This is a genomic window from Tamlana crocina (assembly GCA_040429635.1).
In the GTDB taxonomy this organism is placed as follows: domain Bacteria; phylum Bacteroidota; class Bacteroidia; order Flavobacteriales; family Flavobacteriaceae; genus Flavisericum; species Flavisericum crocinum.
The window spans coordinates 2,224,527-2,240,838 of the sequence record CP158972.1; the positions used below are offsets into that span (position 1 = coordinate 2,224,527).

The 16,312-nt window shown below is 37.9% G+C and carries 17 protein-coding genes; 7 read left to right on the top strand and 10 right to left on the bottom strand.

Features of this window, described 5'->3' with window-relative positions; translation table 11 throughout:
- Positions 1 to 139 precede the first annotated feature (139 nt).
- Positions 140 to 1,153, top strand: coding sequence for an L-glyceraldehyde 3-phosphate reductase (mgrA, locus tag ABI125_09885; GenBank protein ID XCF05034.1), 1,014 nt, complete (start codon positions 140 to 142; stop codon positions 1,151 to 1,153).
- 6 nt (positions 1,154 to 1,159) lie between these two features.
- Here the strand turns inward: mgrA and ABI125_09890 are convergent, their stop codons facing one another.
- Positions 1,160 to 1,828 carry a hypothetical protein gene (locus ABI125_09890; GenBank protein XCF05035.1) on the bottom strand — a complete coding sequence of 223 codons (669 nt, stop codon included), beginning with the start codon at positions 1,826 to 1,828 and terminating at the stop codon, positions 1,160 to 1,162.
- A 211-nt stretch (positions 1,829 to 2,039) separates the two neighbouring features.
- Here ABI125_09890 and ABI125_09895 point away from each other — a divergent pair, with 211 nt between their 5' ends.
- Positions 2,040 to 2,597 carry a biopolymer transporter ExbD gene (locus ABI125_09895; protein XCF05036.1) on the top strand — a complete coding sequence of 186 codons (558 nt, stop codon included), beginning with the start codon at positions 2,040 to 2,042 and terminating at the stop codon, positions 2,595 to 2,597.
- Here ABI125_09895 and ABI125_09900 read toward each other — a convergent pair whose 3' ends face one another.
- Together ABI125_09900 and ABI125_09905 are read right to left on the bottom strand one after the other, a co-directional pair.
- Positions 2,598 to 2,996: a hypothetical protein gene (locus tag ABI125_09900; protein XCF07897.1), complete on the bottom strand. Its 399-nt coding sequence runs from the start codon at positions 2,994 to 2,996 to the stop codon at positions 2,598 to 2,600.
- A 108-nt stretch (positions 2,997 to 3,104) separates the two neighbouring features.
- Positions 3,105 to 3,689, bottom strand: a complete 585-nt coding sequence (locus ABI125_09905; GenBank protein ID XCF05037.1) for a Crp/Fnr family transcriptional regulator — start codon at positions 3,687 to 3,689, stop codon at positions 3,105 to 3,107.
- 101 nt (positions 3,690 to 3,790) lie between these two features.
- On the opposite strand from ABI125_09905, the gene ABI125_09910 reads away from it, so the two are divergent.
- Entirely contained in the window at positions 3,791 to 4,999 is a 1,209-nt protein-coding gene (locus tag ABI125_09910) for a multidrug effflux MFS transporter (GenBank protein ID XCF05038.1), read from the top strand.
- Positions 5,000 to 5,036: 37 nt separating this feature from the next.
- On the opposite strand, the gene ABI125_09915 is transcribed toward ABI125_09910, so the two are convergent.
- From ABI125_09915 to ABI125_09925, 3 genes are all read right to left on the bottom strand, one after another.
- Positions 5,037 to 5,555 (bottom strand): DinB family protein, encoded by a 519-nt coding sequence (locus ABI125_09915; protein XCF05039.1) that lies wholly within the window; start codon positions 5,553 to 5,555, stop codon positions 5,037 to 5,039.
- A 50-nt stretch (positions 5,556 to 5,605) separates the two neighbouring features.
- Positions 5,606 to 6,238, bottom strand: a complete 633-nt coding sequence (locus ABI125_09920; protein ID XCF05040.1) for an acyloxyacyl hydrolase — start codon at positions 6,236 to 6,238, stop codon at positions 5,606 to 5,608.
- Positions 6,239 to 6,595: 357 nt separating this feature from the next.
- Positions 6,596 to 8,368 (bottom strand): ABC transporter ATP-binding protein, encoded by a 1,773-nt coding sequence (locus tag ABI125_09925; protein ID XCF05041.1) that lies wholly within the window; start codon positions 8,366 to 8,368, stop codon positions 6,596 to 6,598.
- Between the two features lie 99 nt (positions 8,369 to 8,467).
- Between ABI125_09925 and ABI125_09930 the strand changes: the two genes are divergently transcribed.
- Complete coding sequence (locus tag ABI125_09930) at positions 8,468 to 9,262, top strand: cation transporter (GenBank protein XCF05042.1); 795 nt, start codon at positions 8,468 to 8,470, stop codon at positions 9,260 to 9,262.
- 141 nt (positions 9,263 to 9,403) lie between these two features.
- Here ABI125_09930 and ABI125_09935 read toward each other — a convergent pair whose 3' ends face one another.
- Positions 9,404 to 10,045, bottom strand: a complete 642-nt coding sequence (locus ABI125_09935; GenBank protein ID XCF05043.1) for a hypothetical protein — start codon at positions 10,043 to 10,045, stop codon at positions 9,404 to 9,406.
- A gap of 22 nt (positions 10,046 to 10,067) precedes the next feature.
- Positions 10,068 to 11,225 (bottom strand): class I SAM-dependent RNA methyltransferase, encoded by a 1,158-nt coding sequence (locus ABI125_09940; protein XCF05044.1) that lies wholly within the window; start codon positions 11,223 to 11,225, stop codon positions 10,068 to 10,070.
- A 155-nt stretch (positions 11,226 to 11,380) separates the two neighbouring features.
- Here ABI125_09940 and ABI125_09945 point away from each other — a divergent pair, with 155 nt between their 5' ends.
- From ABI125_09945 to ABI125_09955, 3 genes are all read left to right on the top strand, one after another.
- Positions 11,381 to 12,112, top strand: a complete 732-nt coding sequence (locus ABI125_09945; protein ID XCF05045.1) for a methyltransferase domain-containing protein — start codon at positions 11,381 to 11,383, stop codon at positions 12,110 to 12,112.
- Positions 12,113 to 12,168: 56 nt separating this feature from the next.
- Positions 12,169 to 12,843 (top strand): ZIP family metal transporter, encoded by a 675-nt coding sequence (locus tag ABI125_09950; GenBank protein ID XCF05046.1) that lies wholly within the window; start codon positions 12,169 to 12,171, stop codon positions 12,841 to 12,843.
- Between the two features lie 163 nt (positions 12,844 to 13,006).
- Positions 13,007 to 13,435 (top strand): DUF4268 domain-containing protein, encoded by a 429-nt coding sequence (locus ABI125_09955; GenBank protein ID XCF05047.1) that lies wholly within the window; start codon positions 13,007 to 13,009, stop codon positions 13,433 to 13,435.
- Positions 13,436 to 13,712: 277 nt separating this feature from the next.
- Here ABI125_09955 and leuB read toward each other — a convergent pair whose 3' ends face one another.
- Both leuB and ABI125_09965 read right to left on the bottom strand, forming a co-directional pair.
- Positions 13,713 to 14,768 carry a 3-isopropylmalate dehydrogenase gene (gene leuB, locus ABI125_09960; protein ID XCF05048.1) on the bottom strand — a complete coding sequence of 352 codons (1,056 nt, stop codon included), beginning with the start codon at positions 14,766 to 14,768 and terminating at the stop codon, positions 13,713 to 13,715.
- 19 nt (positions 14,769 to 14,787) lie between these two features.
- Positions 14,788 to 16,305 carry an alpha-isopropylmalate synthase regulatory domain-containing protein gene (locus ABI125_09965; GenBank protein ID XCF05049.1) on the bottom strand — a complete coding sequence of 506 codons (1,518 nt, stop codon included), beginning with the start codon at positions 16,303 to 16,305 and terminating at the stop codon, positions 14,788 to 14,790.
- Positions 16,306 to 16,312 lie beyond the last annotated feature (7 nt).

The following is a 16,312-nucleotide window of genomic DNA, read 5'->3' on the forward strand; positions in this document are numbered from 1 at the left end:
GGCATTAATTTATCAAGCATTTTCAACAATATGGGATAATGTCAATATTTTTAGCGGTTTGGCGTTTTTTTATTTGTTTCTGAAAAGTATGGTGACTGAATTGAAATTTCTATTTTTACCAGCAAATTAGGTTTTAAAGATGGAAATAAACGATAAATCGGGAGTAGAAAACTATTTGGCAAACCCTGATCGATACAGCTCGATGGTGTACAACAGAAGCGGAAAAAGCGGTGTAAAATTACCAGCTTTATCGATTGGCTTATGGCACAATTTCGGTTTTGTGGATGCTATTCAAAACGGACGTGATATTTTACGAACGGCTTTCGATTTAGGTATTGCGCATTTCGATTTGGCCAACAACTATGGTCCACCATACGGATCGGCCGAAGAAAACTTTGGCACCATCTTCAAAAAGGATTTCAAACCTTATAGGGACGAACTGTTTATAGCCACTAAAGCCGGTTTCGATATGTGGCCTGGGCCATATGGCAATTGGGGTTCGCGCAAATATCTCATTTCAAGTTTAGACCAAAGTTTGCAACGTATGGGGTTAGATTATGTTGATATTTTTTACCACCATCGTCCCGACCCTGAAACGCCTTTGGAAGAAACTATGGGTGCACTGGCCGATATTGTTCGACAAGGAAAAGCGTTATACGTTGGCATTTCCAATTACCAGCCCGAAGAAACGCAAAAAGCGGCAGAAATCCTTAAGCGTTTAAACGTTCCATTTATTCTGCACCAAGCGCGTTACTCGATGTTTGACCGTTGGGTGGAAAACGGACTTTTAGACACCTTAAATGAAAACGGCGTGGGTTGCATTGCTTTTTCGCCATTAGCGCAGGGTATGCTTACTGATAAGTACTTAAATGGTATTCCTGAAAATTCCAGGGCTTCGAAAAATTTAACGTATTTGGAAAAGGAAACGGTAAACAAAAACCTCGAAAAAATCCAAAAACTAAATGGGATTGCCCAACAACGCGGACAAAAACTTTCGCAAATGGCTATTGCTTGGATTTTAAGACAACCGCAAGTAGCCTCTGTTTTGGTTGGTGCTAGTTCTTCAAATCAATTAGAAGATAACGTAAAGGCTTTAGAACAATTAAGTTTTACGGATGAAGAATTAAGGTTGATAGATGGGATTGTGAACTAAGAAAAACTACTTTTTAACCACAGTAATATAAGCCTTTACTCCTTTTGATAAATTCCAATGATTGGAAGCTAAAACCGCTCCCATTTCGTCTCTTACACGAAAATGAGCTGTGTTGGGCACCAGGTAGCCTTCGTTTATCGCTAAAAATTCAATGGTGTTTTTGCCCTTTTGTAATTTTAACTTCAGGCCTTTAAAGTGGTTCCTTAGTGTAATTCGGTATTCAACAATATCTCCGTTTAAAGATACCCTTATTAAATCGCCATCTTCTTCGCCAAAATCCCTGTACTGAACAATAGCGTGATCTGATTCGGTTTCAACAACCCCGAAATACTGGTCGGTTTTACTGCCTTTTGTCCCCAGTTCCAATTGCGATTTAATATCATTGATGTTTTTGTCGAGTTGCTTGGTGTACAGTTCGCCCGGATTGCCGAATTCTTCTTTCGGAAACATCGAGAATTCCTTTTTAGGCATTTCCAAATTGGGTGTCACTTTTGGAGTATTCAGCCCCAAAGGGTCGTTTTCAATAGGTTTTGAAGGCGTTAACGGACTTGCATCAATAGAGTCGGTTTCGGCTTCAATTGCTGGGATCGCCACAGATTTATTTCTGCTATCCACTTGCGCATGGGCCGATAGCGATAAAAAAAGCATCAACACAAATAAAAAATAAGGTTTCATCTGTAGGTTTTGTAAGTCGTGTTTTCTGGTTTTTATTTCAAAGATATTTTTTTCTTCGCAATTTGTCCCCATCTGGTAATTATTTATGAAGATTTTAGCAATAATCATTCCTAAAATACCTTCAGCATTAAAAATATAGGGAGTTACAAACCAAAGGTTTATGGTACTGTTTTTGCTATTTAAGTTTTTATTAACATTTTAGACTTAAATTATGAGACTTTCAAAACAAATGCCCGAGGTGAATGCGGGTTCGATGGCCGACATCGCTTTTTTACTGTTGATTTTCTTTTTGGTAACCGCCACCATTTCTTCTGATGAAGGCATTAACAGAATGCTTCCGGAAGAATGTCCACCAGGAATGGATTGCAGTAGCATTAAACACGAGCGCAATATTTTGCGGATTGAAATTAACAACAACGATGAGATTATGGTTGAAAAAGACATCATTCCAATTGAAGAGTTGAAGCAAATCACCAAAGATTTTTTGGACAATAACGGCGATAATTCCTGTGACTATTGCCGTGGTGGAAAAAGTGCCGATGCATCCGATAATCCTACAAAAGCGGTGGTATCCCTTCAACATGGCAAACAAACCACATATAAACAATTTGTTTCCGTGCAAAACGAGCTTACTAAAGCGTATTATGAGTTACGCCAAACTTATGCCAAAAACGTCCTGAAAAAAGAAAGTGACGATTTAAACCCGGAAGAATTGAAACAAACCCGGGAGGCGTATCCGTTTATTTTATCGGAAGCCGAAACTAAATAACTACTCGATTTTAGGAATACCGTACTCAATACAAACACGCCGCCGGCCCCATTGCTTGGCGGCTTTTACATCTACACCCATATAGATGTCTATGCGGTTTTTCCATCTGTAGTGCATTTTGTCCTTTACAAAGTAAAGCCCTTTTAAACCTTCAATTTTTATCGGGGTGTTATGCTTTAATCCTTTTCGTAACAAATCGCGTGATACGGCAATGTATTTTAATCCTGGTTTTAAGCTGTCGCCAAAAGCAGTAATATGCGGATTGGAATTGGTTTGGTAAGCCAGCGAATTGTATGCCGTAGCGGTTACGTCTATCGAATCCCAAATAAATCGGTCTTCAAAACGTTTTTCTTCAGTTTTACAACCAATGAGCGCTAAAAGCAATATGGATATTAAAATTCTCAAACCATTTTGGTTTTCCTTAAAAACAGGTTATTGTATAAATTTAAGAATTTTCTAGTTTTTGCGAATAGTTACTGAAAACCGTATCGCATTTTTGTTTGAAATCTAAGCCTCAAGCGCAATTTCGCTCTTAATTTTTGAAAGGAATTCTTTGGTAATGCCCAAATACGAAGCAATCATATATTGAGGAATACGTTGTTCTATTTCTGGATATTGATTTTTAAAATACAAGTAGCGGTCTTTTGCTGAAAGACTAAAATTCCTAACAATACGCTTTTGTGATGATGCAAAAGCACGTTCAATAATCAACCTGAAAAAGCGTTCCAGTTTTGGGATTTCGGTGTAAAGCGCTTCAATAGTATCGTAATGGAACAGTATTAACTCGGTATTTTCGATACACTGAATATTGAAATCGGCCGGGGTTTGGGTAATAAAACTTCCCATATCGCCCGTCCACCAATCTTCAACCGAAAACATAACGATATGCTCCTGTCCTGCTTCATCCACATGAAACATCTTAGTGCAACCCTTTACTACAAAACATTCAATTTTACAAATATCGCCTTGTTGCACGACGTATTGTCCTTTTAAATACTTTCTAACAGTGACTTTTGATTCCAAAATTTCGGCTTCTTCGTCGGTGAGTTTTACGTGCTTGTTTATGTAGTTTAAAAGTGGCTGAATGCTCATGTTGTGGCTATTGTTTCAGTCATCAAATTTAACAATAATAGTATTGTGTTAATAAATGGTTAACCTCTTTTTAGTGAATTTATTTACCGTAATTTTGCGGCATGCAAAAACCCCAACATTTAAAGTTTGAATTTATTGCCCTAATGGCTTCGCTAATGTCTATAGTAGCGCTATCCATCGACGCCCTTTTACCTGCTTTGCCGGAAATTGGAGCCTCTTTGGGAGTTACCTCGTCTGATGACAACCAATTACTGATTACCATGATTTTTTTAGGGATTGGTTTTGGTCAATTGATTTTAGGCCCTTTATCAGATAGTTTTGGAAGAAAACCACTGGTTTACGCTGGTTTTTTTATTTTTATAATAGCCAGTATTATTTGTGTAAGCACCGAAAGTTTTCAAATGATGATTTTGGGCAGAACCTTGCAAGGTTTCGGATTGGCATCGGCAAGAACAATTAGTATATCTATGGTTAGGGATGAATTTAGTGGCGATTACATGGCTAAAATCATTTCTATAATTGTTATGTTTTTTCTATTGGTACCGGTTATAGCCCCCACTCTCGGACAGTTTTTAATGCAGTTTTTCGATTGGACTTCGGTATTCTATTTCAACCTTATTTTTGGTGTACTCATTATGTTTTGGTTTTGGTCAAGACAACCGGAAACCCTAGAAAAAGAAAAACGCATTCGGTTCTCGTCCAGTTTGTTTGTTAACGGTACCAAAGAGTTTTTTAAAAATACAGACGCTATTGCATTCACCTTAATTTCGGGGTTTATCACGGGCTCTTTTATGGTATATTTAAGTACTTCGCAGCAAATATTTCAAGAGCAGTATAACCTTGCCGAAATGTTCCCCTATATATTTGCCAGCTTGGCAATTTCAATAGGATTGGCCACTTTTTTAAATAGCCGATTGGTAGTTCGGTTTGGCATGATGCACATGGCGTTTATGGCTTGTATTGCTTATGCCTTTATTTCGGTACTTTACGTGATTTTGTTTTGGTCTGGAAACAATCCTAGCATCTACATATTGCTAGGCTTTTTTGCACTACAATTTTTTGCAGTGGGCTTCCTTTTCGGAAATTTACGAGCTTTGGCTATGCAGCCTCTGGGACATATTGCTGGTATTGGCGCAGCGATTAACGGTTTTTTATCTACCGTGCTTGCCGTACCTATAGCCAATTACATTGGAGGTTTTGTGCAATCTTCCGTACTACCGCTATTTGTGGGCTTTTCGGTATTTGGTATCTTATCGCTTTTAGTATTTGTGTTCTTGAGAAAGCAGAAGCCCGCAAGCAAACTAGTTTAATTTCGCCATGGTTTCTGCGCTTTTCAATCGAATCAAGTTATAAATAGCGCTCTTTAATAATATTGATATGCCAAAGATAATGCCCCAAAACCACAAAAGCAGCAGCTCTGGCAGACATCGGATTAGAATTGGCATTACCAATATGTTTTAAATCCTCATCACTTAAAGAATCCAATAAACTGATAAAACTATGGCGAACGGTTTTGAATTCTTCAATTAAGGCTTCTAAATTTTTGTGTTTTGCCATGGAAGGAGCTATGTAGTCGTTTTGTTCAAATCCTGGCAAAGCTGTTTTGTCCTGTCTGGCAATACAAAAACAACGGTATTGAAACACACGTTCGGTGTCAATAAGATGCTGAAATACTTCTTTCACGCTCCACTTTTCATGGGCATAAGCATGATTCAGTTTGATGGCTGGAATATTTTCAAAAAAGTCGGACACACTAACCAACCCTTCTTTAAATCCATCTTGCAAAGTAGTTCGTTTAGGCACTAAGCTCAAGTAGCCGCTGTAAAAATCGGCATATTCATTTTTATCAATATCTGTAATTTTCATCAGTTTAATTTTTATAGATTTTATCGGTCAGTTGTCGCATCTAAAACTCTCTAAAGATGGAACAATACGGCGTACTCCATATTCATGGTATTATGTCCTTTGTTTGGCATTTTGAAATTTAAGTTGGACGTATGTCTCATCGAATACCGAAAATCAAAGGTCGTTTTTCCAATTTGAAACGACAAGCCAATCCCAAAAACATCTGAAAACGCAAAGCCTTTCGCCAGTCTTTCGGTCGCCTTATTTCCAATCATTGGCCCCATACTTCCAATTGCATAAGAACTAAGGTCCTTACTAATATAATATCGCATTATAATACCAATATTTAAAACATACTCTTTTAGGTCTTGCCTTTGTGCATAGTGTTCCCTTAACTCTAAATAATTGTCACCGTCTTTACCATTTATAACTGATGCATCTATCAACTGATGACGAACCACATTAAAATTGGGCTCCAAATTAATCTCGTATGCCCATTTCCGTTTTTGTTTTAACCGATAGTTTAACTGGGCTTTGTAAAAATTAACAGTGTGCATGTGGTCACTAAGCTTATATGGGTATCTATTTTGCGTACCGCTGCCGTATGATAATCCAAATTTAAAATTCTCCTTTTTAATTTGGGCGCTGAGAATATGGGTATTGGACATCAAAATGAAAAGAACGAAATAAACAAAGCCCCGCATGGCTAAATTTTAATCTAAAATAGCTTTACTCGACGCTATTAATATTGCAGATACTAACTCACAATATTAATTTTGAAATTTTTCGATTGACAGAATTAAATATTTAATCGCCAAATTCAATTAATTCCCTAGAACAACCCAACGCTAAGAAGGTAGCTGTTGGCAATTAGGGCTAAATAATTTCATTCTGAAAGCGTTTTTTAAATGAAGATTCAAAACAAAAACAAACGCTTTCCGTCACTGTCTCAAAAAGGGAGTACATTAAAATTTAACATTAATTCTCACCTAAAACAAAAAAACAAGACCAACCCTATTAGTAAATCGATGATGGTTAAGTTATGTGGTAAAAACCCGTGGTTAAATTTTTGCTTGATAGGTGTATAAATCGTAATAACGGCCGTTTAATTTTATAAGTTCATCGTGCGTGCCACGCTCCACAATACGGCCCGATTCCACCACTAAAATTTGGTCGGCTTTGCGAATGGTACTCAATCGGTGGGCAATTACAATAGTGGTTCTGTTTTTTACTAATTCCCCCAAACTTTTTTGAATTAACGCTTCACTTTCGGTATCTAAATTTGAAGTGGCTTCATCTAAAATAATAATTTTTGGATCGGCCAAAATAGCTCGAGCAATAGCCAATCGTTGGCGCTGTCCACCGGAAAGTTTTACGCCACGTTCGCCGATTAAGGTTTCCAATCCGTTTTCAAACCGATCGGTAAATTCGTTTACAAATGCTGCCTTTACCGCATTTTGAAGTTCCTCTTCTGAAGCGTTGGGTTTCGGAAACATGATGTTTTCACGAATAGTGCCTTGAAACAAAAATTCGTCTTGAAGCACAACACCCAAATATTGACGGTAGCTCTCTAAATTTACTTTCGAAAGGTCATTGCCATCAATGGTTATGATTCCCGAACGCGGATTTAAAAACGTTGCTGACAAGCTCGCAATGGTCGATTTTCCGGAACCTGAACTGCCAACCAAAGCCGTTACCGAACCTGCAGGTGCTTTAAAACTAATATTATGGATGACGTCTTTGTCAGTTTCATAAGCAAAGCAAACCTCTTTGAATTCGATGTGCCCCTCTAAATTTTTCAAAATAATATTTCGGTCTTCATTGTCGGCTTCGGCAGCCATATTCATCAGTTCTTCCGTGCGGTCCAATCCCGCTAAAGCTTCCGTAAGCTGACTCCCGATATTACTCATTTGTACAATGGGCGCAATCATAAAACCTAATATTAAGGTGAAAAATAGAAAATCACCCGTGGTCATTTCAGCTTGCATCATGTAATAACCACCAATGCCCATTATACCCGTAGTAGCAACACCAATTAAAAAAGTGGACGAACTAGTCATTAAAGCCGTGGCCGTTAAACTCTTTTTTACGTTCTGGTAGAGTTTATCCACCCCTTTTTCGAACACTTCATTTTCTTGGTTTTCGGCATTAAAGGCTTTAATCACCCTAACGCCAGCCAAAGTTTCGGTTAGACGGCCTTTAACTTCGGCATTTATTTTCCCTCGTTTTCTAAAAATAGGCCGGATATATTTAAACGCCCGCAAAGCAATGTACCCAAAAATGGATAATGGCACAAATACAAAAAGTGTCATCCACGCATTAAGTTTGATAAGGATAACCAATGAAACGATGGCCGTAAAAGAACCACCAACCAATTGCACCAAGCCTGTACCGATTAAATTGCGGACGCCTTCCACATCACTCATAATTCGGGAAACCAAAGCCCCCGATTTGTTATTATCGAAAAAACTGATGGGCAGTGATAGTACTTTTTTCTGTACTTGGGCACGCAACTCACTAATTAAATATTGGGCTTGTACACTTAAAATTCTGGTAAGCGCAAACGAGGTGACCGCCTGCACCAAAATGGCCGATAGGACGATGGCTACCAAAGTATAAACTTTGCTTAAGTCTTTGCTGGGTACAACGTCGTCCAGCAACACTTTACTCTGCCACGGCAATATTAAACCGGCCAAACTTCTAATTACGATAAGAATTAAGCCAATAAAAACTAGATTGCGTCGTGGCCAAATAATGGTTTTAAAGGCTTGGCCAATGGTAACTTTAGATTTGGGGTCCTTTTTATTTACGGAGGATTCTTTTATATGCTGCATTAAAAAGTAATTAAAACAAACGTAAGCTAAATTAGTTATTCTTTTCGTGGATTTTGACTTTTTAGGTTTTGTTATATTTGTTTGCAACAAAATTATCCTATGCAAAAAACAGAATTCAAAATTACCAAAATGGATTGTCCTTCGGAAGAGAATTTAATCCGGATGAAATTAGATGGCATATCAAGCATAAAACATCTGGATTTTGATATTCCCAATCGGAAACTGTTAGTCTATCATAAAGAAGAAGATAACCTTATCGAAAAAGCCATTATACAATTGAATTTAGGAGGCAAAAAGATATCCTCTGAATTAGTTGAAGATTTTGAGGTTACTGAAAATACAAATCAAAAAAAGTTATTGTGGACTGTACTGGCCGTTAACTTTATTTTTTTCGTTATAGAAATAACTACCGGAGTTATTTCAAAATCGATGGGATTGGTGGCAGATAGTTTAGATATGTTGGCCGATTCGTTTGTTTATGGTATCAGCCTTTTTGCAGTTGGCGGTACTTTGGTTAGAAAAAAACGAATTGCCAAACTTGCCGGATATTTTCAAATGGTGTTAGCTATAATTGGATTTATTGAAGTTTTAAGGCGTTTTTTTGGAACAGAAAAATTTCCTGATTTTTCGGTTATGATTTGGATATCTGTTTTGGCTTTAATTGCAAACGGTGTTTGCCTTTATCTATTACAAAAATCGAAAAGCAAAGAAGAAGCCCACATGAAAGCCAGCATGATATTTACTTCAAACGATGTTATCATTAATTTAGGTGTTATTACCGCAGGAGTGCTAGTTAACTGGCTGAACTCCAACAAACCCGATTTAATAATTGGTTCGATTGTTTTTATACTGGTTATTCAAGGAGCGATTCGAATTTTAAAATTAGGGAAATAGTTTTTGTAACAGTCTTTGGTAACTGTCAGCTGCATGTTAAAAATTAATAATTTTTAACTAAGGACAGGTGTTGATAATCCAGAGAAAATTCGGATGCAGTTTAATCCCTCGTAATTATCTTTATTAAGTGTTGAATGCTGGTTATATTTTTTTTTCAATTATCCGAGTTTCTATTTTATGAATTAATTCAAAAACAAAATGGAAATAGGGTTTAGCATTTTCTTTAGCGAAACTTTCCATCTGTAAGGCTTGAAATGTTGGGATTATTTTTTGATTCAATCCAACTTCTTTCAGTTTGTCATTAGGCCTCTTTATATTTCCAACGAACATGGGTGTTTCATCAGGTATATCTGCTAAAATATCAGTTGAATCCGCGTGAGAAAATCCATTTCTCATCAAAACTCTTATTGTGTCAAAAAGAATATCTTTTTCAGAATCAGATATTAGGCCTTTCTTTTTACACAACTCAATGGAATTACCTAAAGAGATTGAACTATACTTTTTATTTGGTTCTCCAAATTTTTCATTCCACTCCTCAATTGGTATTGGTCTAAAACCGGGCTCATTGTATATAAGTGACAATTTTAAAAGTCGTTCAAGTAAATGATTTGTGAGAGTTATTGATGCTCTATTCAATTCAAGTATTAAGCATTTATTTAATTCAAAAATTAACGTGTTGAACTCAGAAAATATCCTGAATCTAAAATCAAAATTTTTTGATAGTTCAGAAAAGTTTTTATCTAATTTTTCAATAAAACTTTTTTCAAATATTTCTTTATCCATTCTGATTTAAACTTGCATACAACTACTTCATATATTTTCCCTTCTTACTCCCCTCATACATCACATATTTTACTAAACGCGATTCCAGTTTCGCGTTGTAAAGCTGTATTTTTTTGGAAGGGCGCAAGCCCACATGTTTTAAAGCATCGAGGTTGCTGGTAATAAACCAAGCATCGGTGCCGGGGTAATTTTGCTTTAAGGTATCGCCTATCTCTGCATAGAATTTCTCCATATCGATATTTAAACGCTCACCATACGGCGGGTTAAACACCATGTGCAATTTGTTGTCGCCCGGCTTTTGCGTTTTGAAAAAATCTTCGTGCTTTACTTCAATAAAATCCTCCAACTGGGCGTTCTTAACATTGTCCTTGGCTTTTAGAACGGCACTGGGCGCTTTGTCGTAACCGATGATTTTATGATGGAAATCGCGGGTTTTGTTCAATAACGATTCCTCTATTTTTTCGAACAGATCGACATCCCAATCGGGCCAACGTTCGAAAGCAAATTCGTTTCGCATCAAATTTGGCGGAATATTACAGGCAATCATAGCGGCCTCAATCAAAATGGTACCACTACCGCACATGGGGTCCATAAAATCACTTTGCCCGTCCCATCCCGAAAGCATAATCATTCCGGCCGCGAGCACTTCGTTAATCGGAGCGATATTGGTAGCGGTTTTGTAACCACGTTTATGAAGTGAGTCGCCTGAAGCATCTAACGACACCGTACAGCGGTTCCGATCAACATGCACATTGATTTTTAAATCTGGGAATTTCAAATCGACATCGGGACGTTGCCCATCGGTATCACGAAATTTATCAACAATGGCATCCTTTGTTTTTTGGGCAATAAAGAGCGAATGCGAAAACAGATGCGAGTGGATGGTAGCATCAACCGCCAAACTGCCGTTTGGTTTTAGGTATTTGCCCCAATCCATGGCATAGATTTTATTGTAAAGATCTTTTTCGTTGTTGACGTTAAAGCTGTGAATGGGCTTTAATATTTTTATGGCCGTGCGCAGCCCCAAGTTGGCTTTGTACATAAACCCTTTGTCACCAACAAACGACACGTTACGCACCCCTTTTTTGATGCTTTGTGCACCCATTTGTCTTAATTCGTTTTCCAATAAATCTTCAAAGCCAAATAAGGTTTTGGCGACCATGTTGAAATTTTCTTCCATTTTTTTAGTCTGATACCTTGCAAAAATAATGTAATTTTGCGGTTAAACACTAGCAAAAGCAGATAATGGGTTAAGGATTGCAGCGGCATCCTTTTTATATTTTAAAAAGATATAGCGGAAAGCCTGACCCGACAGGGGAACCCCAAAAAAAATTTATGACCAACAATACATCTACATGGTTTACGTCGTGGTTTGACACGCCTTACTACCATATTTTATACAAAGATCGGGATGCAACCGAGGCCCATGCCTTTATGGAAACGCTTACCGATTATTTAAACATTCCTGAAAACGGCACTATTTTGGACTTGGCCTGCGGAAAGGGCCGCCACGCCCGTTATTTGAACAAAATTGGTTACGACGTTACGGGTGTTGATTTGAGCGAAAACAGTATTGCCTTTGCCAAAAAGTTTGAAAACCACCGTTTGCATTTCGATGTACACGATATGTGCCTGCCTTACCATAAGCAGTTTGATGCCGTATTCAATCTGTTTACCAGTTTTGGGTATTTTGAGGACGATGCCGATAACCTAAAAACCATTAAGGCGATTAAGGCCAATTTGAACGAGCGCGGTTTTGCGGTGATCGACTTTATGAACAGCGAATATGTTATAGACCATTTGGTGCCTGAAGAAACTAAAGTGGTTGATGATATTGAGTTCCGATTAAAGCGTTATGTTGACGGCGATTATATTATAAAGGACATTCGGTTTGCTGTTGGCGATAAGGATTACCATTTTCAGGAGCGGGTGCGCGCATTTACTTTACAGGATTTCGAACTGCTTTTTGAACAAGCGGGCGTCTATTTGTTGGATGTTTTTGGTGATTATAAACTACGAAAATTTAGCCCTAAAACCTCCGAACGCTTGGTGATGATTTTTAAGTAAACCAGCCGATAATCGGCATTTGAGTATTTTTACTGTTGTGAATAGAATACAATTAAATGAATAAATTTCTTTTTCCCATATTGGCAGTGATTTTGGGCTTTTTTCTGGCCACAATTGCTAAAAAGCAAAAATCTTGGAACACTAAATTATTACTCTCCTTCAGTGGGGCGTTTTTATTGGCACTCACCCTTTTCGAATTGCTGCCGGAAGTGTACCTCCATTTAGCACCAAAGTTTACCGGAGTGCTTATTATGTGCGGTATTTTATTGCAAATTATATTAGAGCTTTTTTCGAAAGGGGCTGAACATGGGCATGTTCATATTCATAAAAATGAAGCTACTTTTCCGTGGTTGTTGTTTATTAGTTTGTGCATTCACAGTTTTTTGGAAGGCTTTTCGATACACGACCACAACGATATGGTTTACGGTGTTTTGATTCATAAAATTCCCATTGCGCTTATAATTACGCTCTTTTTAATTCAGAGTAATTATAGCAAAATACAAATGGCAGCTTTTTTGGTTGTGTTTGCTTTAATGACACCGTTGGGTACGTGGATTTCACATGAATCAACTTCCATTGCGCAATATTCGCATGCTATAAATGCGATAGTTATTGGTATATTTTTCCATATTTCGACCACCATTTTGTTTGAAAGCAGCGATGGCCATAAGTTTAATTTATCTAAATTTATTGCTATTGTTTTAGGGGTTGGTATTGCGTATTTGATTTAAGGATATCCTCGTATAAATGTCAGCTCGCAAAGACGCCGAGACGCTAAGTTTTTTAACCGGAACAAGTAAGTTGTTTTGCTTTGCGACTTTGCGACTTTGCGACTTTGCGAGAAATATCTAATCCTAAAAGCACGATATGTAGGAACCAAAAATAGCATTTTTCATGTTCAGTAAAGAAGAATCGAGATTATTACGGCAGGAGTTTTGGACCAGTTTTGGGAAATCGTTTCCACGGAAGTGGATTCTATACGACACCAAATTGAAAGGTCTAAGTTTTAAATTCCACTTTGATAATAAAAAAGCATTGGTGGCTTTGGATTTGGAAGACGATTTGGAAAACCGTATAAACTATTGGGAAAAATTACTAGCCTTGAAATCGATACTAACCGAAGAATATCTACCCGATGCCATTTTCGAAGAAGAATATATTCTTGAAAACTACAAAGAAATTTCCCGTATTTACGTTCCTTTGGAGCAAAAAGTATCCATCCACAATAAAAACTCGTGGCGCGATGTTATGGAATTCTTTAATGAAAAAATGACTTTGTTTGAAGCCTTTTTTGAAGAGTATAAAGATATTATTGAAGGATAATATTTTATAATCATCCTGAATTGTCACACTGAGCATTGGTTGAAAAGAAAATATATTTTCTTTGAAAGTACCTTGCAAAGCAAGTCGAAGTGCTATTAAAGAAACACAACGTAAAATGGTTTTTACAAATAATAAGAGATGCTGAATCAAGTTCAGCATGACGATAACGAGCTTCTGTCACTAAACGTTGAGAATTAATTAATAAAATGCAAACAAAAAAGGTTCGATTTTTACATCGAACCTTTTTTAATGAAATATATTTAAATCCTCAATTTTATTAGATGTTAGCAGCTAACCAATCCCCTACTTCTTTAGTGCCATAGGCTTTTCCGCCTTCAGCTAAATCTTCGGTAACAATACCTTCAGCCAAAGCTTTGTTTACGGCATCGCGGATTACTTTTCCTTCCTCAGCCAATCCGAAGTTTTCGAACATCATAGCAGCCGACAATACAGTCGCCATTGGGTTAGCAATGTTTTTTCCAGCCGCTTGTGGGTAAGATCCGTGGATAGGCTCAAATAAAGAAACGCTTGTTCCTAAAGATGCCGATGGCATTAATCCCATAGAACCAGAGATTACAGAAGCTTCATCAGTCAATACATCTCCAAACAAGTTTTCGGTAATCAATACATCATAATCTTTTGGCCATTGTACCAAACGCATTGCTACGGCATCAACAAACTCATAAGATACCTCTACTTCTGGGTATTCCTTCTCCATACCTTGAACGGTTTCTCTCCACAAACGCGAGGTTTCCATAACGTTGGCTTTATCCACACAACATAATTTTTTTGAACGTTGCATCGCGGCTTCAAAACCTTTACGAGCCAAACGCGTCACTTCCTCTTTAGTGTAAACGTTGGTGTCGTAAGCGGTATTACCGTCATCTTTTCTTCCTTTTTCACCGAAGTAAACACCGGAAGTCAATTCACGGAAAAATACTAAATCAGTTCCTTCAATACGCTCTTTCTTCAAAGGCGATTTATCCAATAATGAAGGAAATACGAAAGTAGGACGTACATTGGCGAACAAGCCTAATTTTTTACGCATTTTTAACAAACCTTGCTCTGGGCGTACAGGTGCAGAAGGATCGTTATCGAACTTTGGGTGACCAATGGCTCCGAATAAAACCGCATCGGATGAAGCACAAATTTCGTGCGTTTCATCTGGATAAGGTTCACCAACGGCATCGATGGCTGCAGCTCCAGTTAAGGCTGGTTTCCACGTAATTTCGTGTCCGAATTTTTTAGCCACGGCATCACTTACTTTTACCGCTTGGTCTATCACTTCTGGTCCTATACCGTCTCCGGCTAAAAGGGCTATGTTAAATTTCATGTGTTTGTATTTATAGATCTTAATTAATAATAATATTCAGCATTTTTTCGGTGGCTTTTATAGCCGATACCGTTTGATCGGAATCCAAACCACGGGTTTTAAATTCCTTTTCGGGGCTTTTCCAAGTGATGATGGTTTCGCACAAGGCATCCGAACGGCTTCCCGGAGGAATACGCACCGCATAATCAATTAAATCGGGCAAAATACCGCGTTTTTGTTTTTTGAAAATGCTTCTGATGGCATTCATGAAGGCATCAAATTGTCCGTCGCCTTGGGCAATTTCTTCAAACGTGTCGTTTTCAATAGTCAAGGAAACGGTTGTTGAAGGTTTTAAGCCTTTGGCGTGGTTGAGCACGTAAGTGTTCACTTTTACCTTTTCTTCGTAATCGTAATCCAAAACATCGGAAATGATATACGGTAAGTCTTCCTTGGTAACCACTTGTTTTTTATCGCCCAACTCGATGATGCGTTGGGTTACTTTTTTCAGGTCTTCGTCGTTTAACTGAAGCCCCAATTCCTGTAAATTCTTTTGGATATTGGCTTTTCCCGAAGCCTTGCCCAAAGCGTATTTTCTGGTACGTCCAAAACGCTCTGGCATTAAGTCACTAAAGTACAAGTTCTTTTTATTGTCGCCGTCGGCATGAATCCCTGCTGTTTGGGTAAATACATTGGCTCCAATAATGGGCTTGTTGGCCGGAATGGTAATTCCCGAAAAGTTCTCTACCAGCTTGCTTACTGTATAAAGTACTTTTTCATTCACGCCAATTTCTACATTAGGCATGTAATCGTTGATTACAGCAATAGTACTAGCCATGGGTGCATTTCCGGCACGCTCACCCATACCATTAATAGTGAGGTGTAAACCATCCGCACCACCTTTTACGGCTTCAATGGCGTTGGCCACTCCTAAATCGTAATCGTTATGTGCGTGGAAATCGAAATGTAAATTCGGGTATTTATCCTTTATTTCATTTACAAAAGCAAAGGATTCATTGGGTGTTAAAACGCCTAAGGTATCGGGAAGCATGATGCGCTTTACATCTTGCGATGCCAAAAACTCCAAAAACTGAAAAACATACTCTTTAGAATTACGCATACCGTTACTCCAATCTTCTAAATAGATATTGGTTTCAATACCTTTTGAAGTAGCTAAAGCAATGGTGTCTTCAATTTCCTTAAAGTGCTGTTCTGAAGTCTTTTTAAGCTGATGGGTTAAATGATTTAATGAACCTTTTGTGAGCAAATTTTGAACCTTTGCTCCCGCCTCAATCATCCAATTTATGGAAACACCTTTATCAACAAAAGTTAAGACTTCAACTTTTTCGATAAAACCATTTTCAGAAGCCCATCGCGTCACATCTTTTACAGCTTGAAATTCGCCTTCGGACACTCTTGCCGAGGCTATTTCAATACGGTCAACTTTTAATTCTTCGAGTAAAAGCTTTGCTATGGTTAGTTTTTCTGAAGCAGAAAACGACACGCCCGAGGTTTGTTCACCATCGCGCAGTGTCGTGTCCATAATCTCAATTTTCTTCATTGAAAAT

What these genes read in the sequence shown, in the direction of transcription:
- ABI125_09920 (XCF05040.1), bottom strand. Translation starts at nt 6,238, where the DNA reads ATGCGGGGCTTTGTTTATTTCGTTCTTTTCATTTTGATGTCCAATACC.
- ABI125_09895 (XCF05036.1), top strand. Translation starts at nt 2,040, where the DNA reads ATGAGACTTTCAAAACAAATGCCCGAGGTGAATGCGGGTTCGATGGCC.
- ABI125_09945 (XCF05045.1), top strand. Translation starts at nt 11,381, where the DNA reads ATGACCAACAATACATCTACATGGTTTACGTCGTGGTTTGACACGCCT.
- ABI125_09950 (XCF05046.1), top strand. Translation starts at nt 12,169, where the DNA reads ATGAATAAATTTCTTTTTCCCATATTGGCAGTGATTTTGGGCTTTTTT.
- ABI125_09955 (XCF05047.1), top strand. Translation starts at nt 13,007, where the DNA reads ATGTTCAGTAAAGAAGAATCGAGATTATTACGGCAGGAGTTTTGGACC.
- ABI125_09890 (XCF05035.1), bottom strand. Translation starts at nt 1,828, where the DNA reads ATGAAACCTTATTTTTTATTTGTGTTGATGCTTTTTTTATCGCTATCG.
- mgrA (XCF05034.1), top strand. Translation starts at nt 140, where the DNA reads ATGGAAATAAACGATAAATCGGGAGTAGAAAACTATTTGGCAAACCCT.
- ABI125_09965 (XCF05049.1), bottom strand. Translation starts at nt 16,305, where the DNA reads ATGAAGAAAATTGAGATTATGGACACGACACTGCGCGATGGTGAACAA.
- ABI125_09905 (XCF05037.1), bottom strand. Translation starts at nt 3,689, where the DNA reads ATGAGCATTCAGCCACTTTTAAACTACATAAACAAGCACGTAAAACTC.
- ABI125_09930 (XCF05042.1), top strand. Translation starts at nt 8,468, where the DNA reads ATGCAAAAAACAGAATTCAAAATTACCAAAATGGATTGTCCTTCGGAA.
- ABI125_09935 (XCF05043.1), bottom strand. Translation starts at nt 10,045, where the DNA reads ATGGATAAAGAAATATTTGAAAAAAGTTTTATTGAAAAATTAGATAAA.
- ABI125_09915 (XCF05039.1), bottom strand. Translation starts at nt 5,555, where the DNA reads ATGAAAATTACAGATATTGATAAAAATGAATATGCCGATTTTTACAGC.
- ABI125_09925 (XCF05041.1), bottom strand. Translation starts at nt 8,368, where the DNA reads ATGCAGCATATAAAAGAATCCTCCGTAAATAAAAAGGACCCCAAATCT.
- ABI125_09910 (XCF05038.1), top strand. Translation starts at nt 3,791, where the DNA reads ATGCAAAAACCCCAACATTTAAAGTTTGAATTTATTGCCCTAATGGCT.
- ABI125_09940 (XCF05044.1), bottom strand. Translation starts at nt 11,225, where the DNA reads ATGGAAGAAAATTTCAACATGGTCGCCAAAACCTTATTTGGCTTTGAA.
- leuB (XCF05048.1), bottom strand. Translation starts at nt 14,768, where the DNA reads ATGAAATTTAACATAGCCCTTTTAGCCGGAGACGGTATAGGACCAGAA.